Consider the following 12,402-nt stretch of genomic DNA (forward strand, 5'->3'; position numbering starts at 1 on the left):
TCGCTGCGGGGCCCACCTGATGGGCCGCGGTCCCGGGCCGGCCTCAGCCGGTCAGGGCCACCGAACCGCTTCAGTTGACCGCGGCCGCCGGATGCTGGGCGCGGCTCACGTCGTACACGCCCGGCACGGCGCGCATCGCCCGCATCAGTCCTGGAAGGTGCGCCGCGTCCGGCAGCTGGAGCGTGTACGTATGGCGAACGCGCTGCTGGGTCGGCGGCTCCACGGTCGCGGACACGATGGCGACGCCCTCCAGAGCGATCGCCTCGGTGAGGTCGGCGAGCAGATGGGCGCGGCCGAACGATTCAGCGGTCAGGGTGACCCGGAACTCCGCGGTGTCCCCCCAGCGCACGCCGACCTCCGCGCGCCCCACTTCCTTCATGCGCTCCACCGAGGGGCAGCCGACGCGGTGGACGGTCACCACGCCTCCGCGCACGGCGAAGGCGGTGATGGCGTCGGGCGGCACCGGCGTACAACAGCCCGCGAGCCGCACGCTCGCGCCCTCGCGGTCCACCACGGCGCTCGGGGCGGCGGGGCGCGGGGCGTCGGAGGCCTCAGGGCGGGGCCCCGCCACCGGCGCCTGCTGGGGCTGCCGCTGCCCGGACGGCGTCGGGGCGGGCGCCGGATGCGTGGTCAGCCAGCGCCGGATGGCGATGCGCGCGCCGGGCGTGCGGGCGTGGTCCAGCCACTCGCGTGAGGGCCCCGAGGTGGCGTCCTGGCCCATGAGCAGCTGCACTGTGTCACCGTCCCGCAGGACCGTGCTGAGCGTCGCCAGGCGGCCGTTGACGCGTGCGCCGATGCAGGCGTGCGCGTCCTCCCCGTACTGGGCGTAGGCGGCGTCCACGCAGCTGGCTCCGGCGGGCAGGCCGAGTGTGCCGCCGTCGGGCCGGAAGACGGCGATCTCGCGGTCCTGGGCCAGGTCTTCGCGCAGCGTCGACCAGAAAGTGTCCGGGTCGGGGGCGGCCTGCTGCCAGTCGAGGAGCCGGGAGAGCCAGCCGGGCCTGGTCGGGTCCACGCGCTCGTCGTCGGCCCTGTCGGAAGGCTCCTCCGCAGGAGGAGCGTAGGGGTTGCGCAGGGCGACGACGCCGGCCTCCGCGACCTGGTGCATCTGGTGTGTGCGGATGAGGACTTCGGCGACCTCACCGTCGGCGCGGGCCACGGCGGTGTGCAGCGATTGGTAGAGGTTGAACTTCGGTACGGCGATGAAGTCCTTGAACTCCGAGACGACCGGCGTGAAGCAGGTGTGCAGTTCGCCCAGGACTCCGTAGCAGTCCGCGTCTTCATTGACGAGCACGAGGAGGCGGCCGTAGTCCGACGCGCGCAGCTCGCCGCGTTTGCGGTGCACCCGGTGGACGGAGAGGGAGTGCCGTGGCCGGATGAGCACTTCGGCCGCGATGCCCGCCTCGCGCAGCACACCGCGCACCTCGCCCGCGATGTCCCCGAGCGGGTCGCCCTCACTTGCTGCGTCGGCGGCGATGAGGGCCTGGACCTCGGCGTACTCCTCCGGGTGGAGGATCGCGAAGGCGAGATCCTCCAGCTCGGTCTTGAGCGCCTGTACGCCGAGGCGTTCGGCGAGCGGAATGAGCACGTCCCGGGTCACCTTGGCGATGCGCGCCTGTTTCTCGGGGCGCATCACGCCGAGAGTGCGCATGTTGTGCAGCCGGTCGGCGAGCTTGATCGACATGACGCGCACGTCGTTGCCGGTGGCGACGAGCATCTTGCGGAAGGTCTCCGGCTCGGCGGCCGCTCCGTAGTCGACCTTCTCCAGTTTCGTGACGCCGTCGACCAGATAGCAGACGTCGTCACCGAACTCGGCCCGCACCTGTGCGAGCGTCACGTCCGTGTCCTCGACGGTGTCGTGGAGCAAGGACGCGGTCAAGGTGGTGATCTCCGCGCCGAGCTGGGCGAGGATCAAGGTCACGGCGAGGGGGTGCGTGATGTACGGTTCGCCGCTCTTGCGCGTCTGGCCGCGGTGCGAGGACTCCGCGAGGACATACGCACGGCGCAGGGGCTCAAGGTCCGCGTCGGGGTAGTGGGCCCGGTGGGCTTCCACCACATGGCCGATCGCGTCGGGGAGACGGTCACGGGTGGCGGGGCCCAGCAGGGCGGCCCTGCCGAGCCTGCGCAGGTCGAGGCGGGCGCGGCCGCGCCTGCGCTGGATCCCCGACGTCACGGGGACGGGCGTGGCAGGGTTCGTGGCCTCCGCACTCATGGGCACCTCCGGCTGCTTCGACCGGCGGTGAACGGACGGTGGCGTACTCCGTCCGGGCCGGTGCTTGATGCTACCGAGCCCATCACGCGGCACTGACCGCCTCTCGCCGAGCGTGAAACGGATCACCCATTCGAGCGACAGTTCATGCGATTGCCGTTTCGAGCCATTCGGACGCGAACTCGCCCTCGGCGACGATAACGGCCGGGCCTGTCATCTCGATCTCGCCGTCGGGCCGCTCGGTGATCACCAGGCGTCCTCCGAGCACGTCGACGGTGTACGTCACCGGGGCTCCGGTGACGGACGGGTCCACGCCGTCCTTGCGGGCCGCGGCCACGGCCACGGCGCATGTGCCCGTGCCGCACGAGCGGGTCTCCCCCGCGCCGCGCTCGTGCACGCGCATGGCGACGTGGCGCGGGCCTCGGTCGACGACGAATTCGACGTTGACGCCTTGCGGGTAGGCGGAGGCGGGGCTGAAGAGCGGGGGTTCGTAGAGCTTGCCCGCTTCGGAGAGGTCGTCCACGAAGGCGACCGCGTGCGGGTTGCCCATGTTCACGTTGAGCGCGGGCCACTGGTGGTCCGCGACCGAGACGGTGACGTCCTCTCCGGGGAGCAGCGCCTTGCCCATTCCCACGGTGATCTCGCCGCCGGCTTCCGCCTTGGCGATGTGCACGGTCTTCACGCCGCCGCGGGTGGCCACCACCAGGTCGCCCTCGCCGATGTGCCTCGCGTGCTGGAGGTACCGGGCGAAGACGCGCACTCCATTGCCGCACATCTCGGCGATCGACCCGTCGCCGTTGCGGTAGTCCATGAACCACTCGGCCCGGTCGGCGAGATGACGGGCCTCGGGGTGGGCGGCGGAGCGTACGACGTGCAGGAGGCCGTCGCCACCGATGCCCGCGCGGCGGTCGCACAGGGCGGCCACGGCGGCCGGGGGCAGCTCGACGGTGTTGTCGGGGTCCGGGATGATCACGAAGTCGTTCTCGGTCCCGTGCCCCTTGAGGAAGGCGATCCGCGTGCTCATTCCTCGATCGTACGGGGTGGGTACGACACTCGGTCCGCGCGGTGCCGGTGAAGGGGGTCCGCCAGGGCCGCGTCAGCGGAGCCGGGCCACCCGCCACACCGCGAGGACCGCCGCGCCGAGGAACATCAGGGCGTACGCGGAGACGACCCGCCAGTCCGGACGGCGCCCGGAGCCCCGCTCGGGCAGTCCTGGCCAGGTGTGCCCCACGCGGCGGGCGGCCATCATCCCCCAGCCGGCGGCGCAGCAGCTGAGCAGCAGCCCGAGCATGGCGACCACCGCACCGCCGTCGCCGAACTCGAAGGCCAGCGGGAAGGCGAACATCAGGGAACCGACTGCGGCGAGGATCACGATCGGCGCGAGCTGCCAGATGCGCAGCCTTCGCTGCGGACGCAGCTCGACCTCGACCTCGGCCTCCGGGGACATCTCGTCCGCACCGGGGCCGTCGTCCGTCACGCCGCCACCGACCTCGTCGGGACCGTCGGGACTCAGCTGCTCTCCGCCGTCATGCGCGGTGTCACGAGGGCCGGCCTCCATCGCCACGCGCCCTCCTACTTCGGACTCCACCGGTCGATCGATGGTCGATGATGGCACGGTGTCAGGTGCCCGGATGACCGCCGGAGCGTCCCGATGCCATCACGTGATCAGGCTGTGACCGGTCGTTCGACCAACGCCAGCGCATGTGCCGGGAGTTCCCCGCGGTCGGCCACGGCCCCACTGAGCCAGTGCACCCGCGGATCGCGCCGGAACCACGAGTCCTGACGGCGCGCGAAGCGTTTGGTGGCGCGCACCGTCTCGGCACGCGCCTCTTCCTCGGTGCACTCCCCCGCGAGCGCGGTGAGCACCTGCTGGTAGCCGAGCGCCCGCGATGCCGTTCGCCCTTCGCGCAGCCCTCGCGCCTCCAGCGCGCGTACCTCGTCGACCAGGCCCGCCTCCCACATGCGGTCCACGCGCGTGGCGATGCGTTCGTCGAGTTCGGGGCGGGCCACGTCGACGCCGATCTGGACCGTGTCGTACACGGAGTCGTGGCCCGGCAGGTTGGCGGTGAAGGGCTTGCCGGTGATCTCGATGACCTCCAGGGCGCGGACGATCCGGCGGCCGTTGCTGGGCAGGATCGCCTGGCCGGCTCCGGGGTCGGCGGCGGCGAGGCGGGCGTGCAGCGCTCCGGGGCCGCGCAGGGCGAGCTCCTCCTCCAGACGGGCCCGTACGGCGGGATCGGTGCCGGGGAACTCCAGGTGGTCGACGGCCCCCCTGACGTACAGCCCGGAGCCGCCGACCAGGATCGGCCAGCGCCCCTCGGCCAGGAGGCGGTCGATCTGGGCGCGGGCCAGCTTCTGGTACTCGGCGACGCTGGCCGCCTCCGTGACGTCCCAGATGTCGAGCAGGTGGTGAGGGACGCCGCCGCGCTCCTCGGGCGTCAGTTTGGCGGTGCCGATATCCATCCCTCGGTAGAGCTGCATGGAGTCGGCGTTGACGATTTCGCCGTCGAGACGCTGAGCGAGGAAAACGCCCAGATCGGACTTTCCTGCTGCGGTCGGACCGACGACGGCGATGACCCGCGGGGCGGGAGCTGCACTACTCACCGCCCCAGTCTCGCAAACCCGGCGCGTACTTCCCGAACGAGCTACGTGACGGCACGGCTTTCAGGTCGTTGCCTGTTGCGAGGTTCCGGCCGCCGGTTTCGAGGACCGACAGCCCGGGCGACGCAATGGGACGCACCGGGCGCCGCGGGATTTCGCCCACACGAGTAACGTATGGAGTAGATATGGGTGTTTTTGCAAGGTTTCGCCGGAAGACCAACGAGAGCGAAGAGGCGTCGTCGGCCGAGGCAGCCGCCGCCACCCTGACGGCCGAGCCGGAAGAGGCCGGGGAATCGGCCGGACCGGCCGAAGCCTCCACCGATTCGAAGCCCGCGGCCAAGGCCGACACGGACGCCGAGAGCGTTACCGAGGACAAGGACAAGCCTGCGGAAACCGCAGAGGCGGGCGCGGCGGAAAGCGCGGCAGAGGGTGTGGACATTCCGAAGCAGCAGTCCGCCGGAGAAGCGGCCGACAACGAGGCCGGTGAGGGCGCCCGCAAGTAGTCCCCGGCGAGGGAAGGTGAATCCATGGGCTTCCTGGACCAACTGAAGGCCAAGCTCGCCCCTGCCAAGAACAAGGTCTCCGGCCTCGCGCAGCAGCACGGGGACAAGATCGACCAGGGCCTCGACAAGGCCGCGAAGGTCGTCGACGAGAAGACCAAGGGCAAGTACAGCGACAAGATTCAGGCGGGAACGGGCAAGGCTAAGAACGCCGTCGACCGCCTCGCCGGGCCGGACCAGGGCAAGGACGCGGGCGGCAGCGCCACATCGCCGTCGTCCCCGACGCCCCCGTCGCCCCCTCCGGCTTCCTGAACCGCACCGGCGGACGGCCGCGAAGCATCCCGCTTCGCGGCCGTCGCCGCGTGTCCGGGCGCCCCGCGCGCCCGGGCCAGGCGGCTTTCCGCTAGGACCAGGCGGCCACGAGATACCCGACGCCGTACGGCGCGTCCTCGTAGAGCAGCTCGCCGCTCAGCGCGGCGCCATCGGCCGCCCCGGCGAGCACCTGCCAGGGAGCACGTCCCGCCGCCTTCAGTTCGTACGCCAGCTCCGCGTCCAGCGCCTTCAGCGCCGCCACGTCGGCCGCGCCGAGGGCACGTCCGATCTCCGCGTCGAAGTCGGCCGCCCGCTCGTCGAGGTAGCCCGGCGCCTTCAGCGTGCGGCACGCGCTGGCGTCGCCCATCACCAGCAGGGCCACCCGGTCGGCCCGTGCCCCGATCTCTCCTCCGACTTGAATACACCGCTCGGCGGCAAGTGGTTCCCCCACGCCGAGACCTTCCACTGGGGCGGTCGACCACCGCGTGCGCCCGAGCAGCCAGGCGGCCACCGCGAGCGACGGCGGAAGCTCGCGCCCGGCGGCCTCGCCATCGCCGTCTCCATCGCCACCGGCAGATCCGAGCCGTACGTCCAGGTCCACCCCGAAGCCCCGGAAGGAGCCGCGCGCGCCCTGCGGATGCGGCCCGCTGCCGCTCGGCTCGGCGGAGCCCACGACGACGAGCCGGTCGGGCCTGGCGGCGGCGAGGACCCCTATGGCGTCCGTGCACGCCGCGCGCGCGGCGTCCAGTTCGGGGGCAGCTCCCGCGGCCACCTCGGGTACGAGCAGGGGCGGACAAGGGCAGACGGCTGCGGCGACAAGCATGATCCGCAGAGTAACGCGCCTACTGGATGACCGGGCCCGGGGTCAGTCGCCTATTGGATGACCGACCCTGGGTCAGTCGCAACCGCAGCCGCTGCCCGTCGCCACCGGCAGCGGCGCGGGAGCGCCGATCTTCGGCAGGCCCAGCATGACGCCCGCGGGCTTCGCGGCGGCCTCGGCGTTCCGCTTCTCCCAGGCGTCGCCCGCGCGCGTGGGGCGCACGTTCAGCACGGCGCCTTCGGCGAGCAGGTGGTGCGGGGCGGCGTAGGTGATCTCGACTGTCACGACGTCACCGGGGCGCACCTCGGTATCCGGCTTGGTGAAGTGCACCAGGCGGTTGTCGGGGGCGCGGCCGGAGAGGCGGTGCGTGGCGCCGTCCTTGCGGCCTTCGCCCTCGGCGACCATCAGCTCCAGGGTGCGGCCGACCTGCTTCTTGTTCTCCTCCCAGGAGATCTCCTCCTGGAGGGCCACCAGACGCTCGTAGCGCGACTGGACGACCTCCTTGGGGATCTGCCCCTCCATGGTCGCGGCCGGGGTCCCGGGGCGCTTGGAGTACTGGAAGGTGAAGGCGTTGGCGAAGCGGGCCTCTCGGACCACGTGCATCGTCTGCTCGAAGTCCTCCTCGGTCTCCCCGGGGAAGCCCACGATGATGTCGGTGGAGATGGCCGCGTCCGGCATGGCGGCGCGGACCTTCTCGATGATCCCCAGGAAGCGCTCCTGGCGGTACGAGCGGCGCATCGCCTTGAGGACCGGGTCCGAGCCGGACTGCAGTGGCATGTGGAGCTGCGGCATCGCGTTCGGCGTCTCGGCCATGGCGGCGATGACGTCGTCGGTGAAGTCACGGGGGTGCGGGGAGGTGAAGCGCACCCGCTCCAGGCCCTCGATCCTCCCGCAGGCGCGCAGGAGCTTGCTGAAGGCCTCGCTGTCGCCTATGTCCGAGCCGTACGCGTTCACGTTCTGCCCGAGGAGCGTGATCTCGCAGACGCCCTCGCCGACGAGTGCCTCGATCTCGGCGAGGATGTCGCCGGTCCTGCGGTCCTTCTCCTTGCCGCGCAGGGCGGGGACGATGCAGAAGGTGCAGGTGTTGTTGCAGCCGACGGAGATGGAGACCCACGCGGCGTACGCGCTCTCGCGGCGGGTGGGCAGCGTCGAGGGGAACGCCTCCAAGGACTCGGCGATCTCCACCTGCGCCTCTTCCTGGACGCGGGCGCGCTCCAGGAGGACCGGCAGCTTGCCGATGTTGTGCGTACCGAAGACGACATCGACCCAGGGCGCCTTCTTGACGATGGTGTCGCGGTCCTTCTGGGCGAGGCAGCCGCCGACGGCGATCTGCATCCCTGGACGCTTGGTCTTCATCGGCGCCAGGCGGCCGAGATTGCCGTACAGACGGTTGTCGGCGTTCTCGCGCACGGCGCACGTGTTGAAGACGACGACGTCGGCGTCGCCGTCGGCTCCTTCGGGCGCACGCTCGTAGCCGGCGTCCTCCAGCAGCCCGGAGAGCCGCTCGGAGTCATGGACGTTCATCTGGCACCCGTAGGTGCGCACCTCGTAAGTCTTCGCGCTCATCTCGCCCCCCAGGGTACGGGGTCGCCACGCGCGCGTGTCCGGCGATATCCGAAGGGAGCGCCTCGGGGCGGCCCTCAGGGCGGCCCCGTGTGACCTCGCCCCTGGTCATCACGGTGAGTGGGCTGGCAGGATCGCGCGCATGCTCCAGGCACTCCCCCGTATCAGCAGGCGCCGCGCCCTCCAGGGTTCGGCCGCGGCGCTTGTGGTCTTCGGGCTGCTGATGTGGTGGCTGCTTCCCGTGGGCGAGAGCTCTCCGAGTGGCCGGATGACGTTCAGCACAGGCGTGCGGAACGGCGTGTACGAGCGGTACGGAAAGCTTCTGCGTACGGCGATCTCACAGGACATGCCGAAGGTGGACGTGGACCTCCTCAACAGCCAGGGGTCGCAGCAGAACATCCAGCGGGTGGCCACGGGAGAGGCCGACTTCACCATCGCGGCCGCCGACGCCGTCGAGAAGTACCGCCTCGACGGCGCTCCGGGGGCGGACCGTCTGCGGGGCTGTGCACGCCTCTACGACGACTACGTCCAGCTGGTGGTGCCCCGGGGCTCCGACATCCACTCCGTGGAAGATCTGCGGAACAAGCGTGTGGCTGTGGGGCAGGGCCGCTCGGGCGTGCGGCTGATAGCGGACAGGGTGCTGGACGCGGCGGGCCTCGACCCGGTCGCGGACATCAAGCCGGTGTCGGCGGGCATCGACACCATGCCGGGCCTCCTGAAGAGCGGTTCCGTGGACGCCTTCTTCTGGTCGGGCGGTCTGCCGACCACCTCCGTGCGTGTGCTGTCGCAGCAGATGGGCATCCGCCTCGTCAAGCTCGGTTACCTCGTCGACAGGCTGCACAAGCAGGGCGGCGCCTCGCGCTACTACCGGGCCGCGACGATGCCGGCCGACGCCTATCCGGAGGCCCAGCAGGGCTCCGCGGTGCCCACCCTGGCCGTGGCGAACCTCCTGGTCACCACGGATCGGGCCGATGCCGACCTCACCGCCGGGCTGACCCGTACGGTGATCGACAGCCGCGATCACATCGGCGATGAGGTGCACGCGGCCCAGTTGGTCGATCTGCGAACCGCGCTGTTCACCGACCCCCTTCCACTGCACGACGGTGCACGCCGCTACTACCGCTCGGTCAAGCCGTGAGCCGGACCGGCGGACGCTGAGCGCTGAGCGGGAGCGCTGAGCCCTGCCGTCAGGCCGCCGCGGACGGCTCGCTGCGGGGCACGCTGACGGTCACCTTCAGCCCGTGCGGTTCGTTTCGCGCGTACGCGATCGAGCCGCCGCCCGGCGCGAGCAGGGCGCGCGAGATGGACAGGCCGAGACCCGAGCCCTTCACGTTCTGGTGGCGGTTGCTGCGCCAGAAGCGGTCGCCGACGCGGGCGAGCTCGTCCTCGGTCAGGCCGGGTCCCCCGTCGGCGACCACGACGGTCGTCGTGCCGTTGCCGGCGGAGACCGTCACATGGACCTCGCCTTCCTCGGGGGTGAACTTCAGGGCGTTGTCTATCACCGCGTCGAGCGCGCTGGAGAGGGCGACCGGGTCGGCCCAGCCGGTCGTCGCCGGACACTCGCCTGTCAGCCGTACGCCGCGCTCGTCGGCGAGCGGCCGCCAGGAGGCGAGCCGCTCGGCCGTCAGTTCGCCGATGTCCGTGAGGCACAGGTCAGCCGCGGCATGCTCGGCGAGCGCCAGGTCGAGCAGGTCGTCGAGGACCTGGGCCAGGCGCTTGCCCTCGGTGCGGACCGAGGCGATCTCCTCATTGCCCTCGGGCAGTTCCAGGGCGAGGAGCTCGATGCGCAGGAGCAGGGCGGAGAGGGGGTTACGCAGTTGGTGCGAGGCGTCGGCGACGAAGGCGCGCTGCTGTTCGAGCACGTCCTCGACGTTGTCGGCCATCTCGTTGAACGACCGGGCCAGGCGTCTGAGTTCCGGCGGACCGCCCGCGGCCGCGACGCGTGATTTGAGACGTCCGGTCGCTATGTCGTGCGTGGTGGCGTCCAGGACCCGCACCGGGCGCAGCACCCATCCGGTGAGCCGCAGGGCGGCACCGACCGCGAGGAGCATGGCCGCCGATTCGCCCGCGGCGATGAGCAGCCATCCCTGGAGCGTCTTCGAACGCATGCGTCCTGTGGGGGAGTCGGTGACGACGACGGCGATGACGTCCCCGTCCTTGATCACCGGGGACGCGACGGCGAGGCGGCCCCGCTGCCAGGGCCACACCTGCTCGGGGTCGTGGCTGCCGCGGGAGCGCAGCGCCTCCTGGAAGGCACCGCGGACGTCTCCCTTGGCGGGCAGGTACCAGGTGGCCGGGGCATGCGCCATGGGGCCGTCGTCGCGGTAGAAGACGCCCGCCCTGATGCCGTAGACCTCGTAGTAGTCGTCGAGTTCCTTCTGCAGCGTCTCGCGGCGCTCGTCCGTGCCGTCCTTCACCCGGGAGCCCGTCGGGCGTTCGGTGACGAACTGCGCGAGGGAGGCGAAGCGCGCCGTGTCGTCGATCCGGTCCACGACGACCTTCTGCTGCTGCGCTGCCGCGACGCTGACGGCCAGCGGGAAGCCGAGCGCGAGCAGCACGCCCGCCATGAGGACGATCAGCAGCGGGAGGAGGCGAGAGCGCACCTGTCCTCGCTCTTGCTACGTGGCCGGGGCGACGAGGCGGTAGCCGACGCCTCGTACCGTCTCGATCAGCGCCGGCATGTGCAGTTTGGAGCGCAGGGACGCCACGTGCACTTCCAGCGTGCGCCCCGTCCCTTCCCAACTGGTACGCCATACTTCGCTGATGATCTGCTCGCGGCGGAACACCACTCCGGGTCGCTGGGCGAGGAGCGCGAGCAAGTCGAACTCCTTGCGGGTCAGTTGGACAACCGAACCCTCCACGCTGACCTGGCGGGTGGGCAGTTCGATGTGCACGGAACCGAGCCGCAGCTTGCTGTCGCCCGGCACCGTCGCGCCGCCAGGAGTGGGGCGCCGGATGACCGCGTGGATGCGGGCGATGAGTTCCCCGGTGTCGTACGGCTTCACTACGTAGTCGTCGGCTCCGAGGTTGAGGCCGTGTATCCGGGAACGTACGTCCGAGCGCGCCGTCACCATGATCACCGGTATCGAGCCGCGCTTGCGGATCTTGCCGCAGACCTCGTAGCCGTCCTGGTCGGGCAGGCCCAGGTCGAGGAGCACCACTCCGAAGGGGGGCGCTTGCGCGGGCAGCAGGGCCTGCAGCGCCTCCTCGCCGCTCCGGGCGTGCACGACGTCGAAGCCGTGCCGGGCCAGGACCGCGGACAGGGCGGCGGCCACATGGTCGTCGTCCTCTACAAGAAGCAGTCTCATACGGGCCCCCTCCAGTTCATCCGTCGTTCCCTCATGGCCGGTAGTCGCGCATACGCACCCAGGCATCCACGCCGATGGATAAGGACCGCGTCAAGAGGGTTCGGGTCACGGACACGTTCCGTTATCCAGCCGGTACGCACACGGTGGACCCTCTTCACACGGTGTGTCCGGTTGCGGCCGGATCGTTATGCTCAATTTCCCCTCAGATGTAATGACGCTGGTCGCGCTGGGTTATTACTGTCCTCCCAACCGAGGAGGATGGAGCAACAAGCCGTGACCGAAGTATCGGTGACCAAGGACGCCATACCGCCCGGGGCGGACGACCTGGTCGTGCTGAAGAACGTCAACAAGCACTTCGGCGCTCTGCACGTCCTCCAGGACATCGACCTGACCATCGCCCGCGGCGAGGTCGTCGTGGTGATCGGCCCCTCCGGGTCCGGCAAGTCGACCCTGTGCCGCGCCATCAACCGCCTGGAGACGATCGACTCGGGAAACATCTCGATCGACGGCAAGCCGCTGCCCCAGGAAGGCAAGGAACTCGCCCGTCTCCGCGCCGACGTGGGCATGGTCTTCCAGTCGTTCAACCTTTTCGCGCACAAGACCGTGCTCGAGAACGTGACGCTGGGCCAGGCCAAGGTGCGCAAGGCCGGCAAGGCGGAGGCCGAGAAGAAGGCCCGCGCCCTGCTGGACCGCGTGGGTGTCGCCTCACAGGCCGACAAGTACCCCGCGCAGCTCTCCGGCGGTCAGCAGCAACGCGTCGCCATTGCGCGCGCGTTGGCGATGGACCCCAAGGTGATGCTCTTCGACGAGCCCACGTCGGCGCTCGACCCGGAGATGATCAACGAGGTCCTCGAGGTGATGCAGCAGCTCGCCCGCGACGGGATGACGATGGTCGTCGTCACCCACGAGATGGGCTTCGCCCGGTCCGCGGCGAACCGCGTCGTCTTCATGGCGGACGGCCGGATCGTCGAAGAGGCCACGCCGGACCAGTTCTTCAGCAACCCGCGCAGCGACCGGGCCAAGGACTTCCTGTCGAAGATCCTTAAACACTGAGGCTCCCACGCCGTCTCAACTCCAGTCGAAACAGAGGAT

The 12,402-nt window shown here is 70.6% G+C and carries 12 protein-coding genes; 4 read left to right on the forward strand and 8 right to left on the reverse strand.

Annotation, left to right across the window (positions count from 1 at the left end):
- Window positions 1–70 precede the first annotated feature (70 nt).
- The 4 genes from ACWDZ7_RS20430 to miaA all read right to left on the reverse strand — a co-directional run bounded on the left by ACWDZ7_RS20430 (window position 71) and on the right by miaA (window position 4,810).
- On the reverse strand, window positions 71–2,209 hold the full coding sequence (locus ACWDZ7_RS20430) for a RelA/SpoT family protein (protein WP_451798654.1): 2,139 nt from the start codon (window positions 2,207–2,209) through the stop codon (window positions 71–73).
- A 142-nt stretch (window positions 2,210–2,351) separates the two neighbouring features.
- The gene (gene dapF, locus ACWDZ7_RS20435) at window positions 2,352–3,230 is read right to left on the reverse strand and encodes a diaminopimelate epimerase (protein ID WP_451798656.1); all 879 of its coding nucleotides are present in this window, start codon (window positions 3,228–3,230) and stop codon (window positions 2,352–2,354) included.
- A 72-nt stretch (window positions 3,231–3,302) separates the two neighbouring features.
- A complete protein-coding gene (locus ACWDZ7_RS20440; RefSeq protein WP_451798713.1) occupies window positions 3,303–3,764 on the reverse strand; it encodes a hypothetical protein in 462 nt (153 codons plus the stop codon).
- Between the two features lie 107 nt (window positions 3,765–3,871).
- Window positions 3,872–4,810: a tRNA (adenosine(37)-N6)-dimethylallyltransferase MiaA gene (gene miaA / locus ACWDZ7_RS20445; protein WP_451798658.1), complete on the reverse strand. Its 939-nt coding sequence runs from the start codon at window positions 4,808–4,810 to the stop codon at window positions 3,872–3,874.
- A 182-nt stretch (window positions 4,811–4,992) separates the two neighbouring features.
- Here miaA and ACWDZ7_RS20450 point away from each other — a divergent pair, with 182 nt between their 5' ends.
- Both ACWDZ7_RS20450 and ACWDZ7_RS20455 read left to right on the forward strand, forming a co-directional pair.
- Complete coding sequence (locus ACWDZ7_RS20450) at window positions 4,993–5,310, forward strand: hypothetical protein (protein ID WP_451798659.1); 318 nt, start codon at window positions 4,993–4,995, stop codon at window positions 5,308–5,310.
- 24 nt (window positions 5,311–5,334) lie between these two features.
- Window positions 5,335–5,619 carry an antitoxin gene (locus ACWDZ7_RS20455; protein ID WP_451798661.1) on the forward strand — a complete coding sequence of 95 codons (285 nt, stop codon included), beginning with the start codon at window positions 5,335–5,337 and terminating at the stop codon, window positions 5,617–5,619.
- Window positions 5,620–5,710: 91 nt separating this feature from the next.
- Here ACWDZ7_RS20455 and ACWDZ7_RS20460 read toward each other — a convergent pair whose 3' ends face one another.
- Window positions 5,711–6,442 (reverse strand): class III extradiol dioxygenase subunit B-like domain-containing protein, encoded by a 732-nt coding sequence (locus ACWDZ7_RS20460; RefSeq protein WP_451798662.1) that lies wholly within the window; start codon window positions 6,440–6,442, stop codon window positions 5,711–5,713.
- Between the two features lie 72 nt (window positions 6,443–6,514).
- Window positions 6,515–8,005 carry a tRNA (N6-isopentenyl adenosine(37)-C2)-methylthiotransferase MiaB gene (gene miaB / locus ACWDZ7_RS20465; RefSeq protein ID WP_451798663.1) on the reverse strand — a complete coding sequence of 497 codons (1,491 nt, stop codon included), beginning with the start codon at window positions 8,003–8,005 and terminating at the stop codon, window positions 6,515–6,517.
- A 139-nt stretch (window positions 8,006–8,144) separates the two neighbouring features.
- Between miaB and ACWDZ7_RS20470 the strand changes: the two genes are divergently transcribed.
- Window positions 8,145–9,140 (forward strand): TAXI family TRAP transporter solute-binding subunit, encoded by a 996-nt coding sequence (locus tag ACWDZ7_RS20470; RefSeq protein ID WP_451798664.1) that lies wholly within the window; start codon window positions 8,145–8,147, stop codon window positions 9,138–9,140.
- A 49-nt stretch (window positions 9,141–9,189) separates the two neighbouring features.
- Here ACWDZ7_RS20470 and ACWDZ7_RS20475 read toward each other — a convergent pair whose 3' ends face one another.
- Together ACWDZ7_RS20475 and ACWDZ7_RS20480 are read right to left on the reverse strand one after the other, a co-directional pair.
- A complete protein-coding gene (locus ACWDZ7_RS20475) occupies window positions 9,190–10,605 on the reverse strand; it encodes a HAMP domain-containing sensor histidine kinase (protein ID WP_451798665.1) in 1,416 nt (471 codons plus the stop codon).
- Between the two features lie 15 nt (window positions 10,606–10,620).
- Entirely contained in the window at window positions 10,621–11,310 is a 690-nt protein-coding gene (locus tag ACWDZ7_RS20480) for a response regulator transcription factor (protein ID WP_451798667.1), read from the reverse strand.
- A 273-nt stretch (window positions 11,311–11,583) separates the two neighbouring features.
- Here ACWDZ7_RS20480 and ACWDZ7_RS20485 point away from each other — a divergent pair, with 273 nt between their 5' ends.
- Entirely contained in the window at window positions 11,584–12,363 is a 780-nt protein-coding gene (locus ACWDZ7_RS20485) for an amino acid ABC transporter ATP-binding protein (protein WP_451798669.1), read from the forward strand.
- Window positions 12,364–12,402: the final 39 nt, after the last annotated feature.

This window comes from Streptomyces sp. NPDC003032, assembly GCF_053591415.1.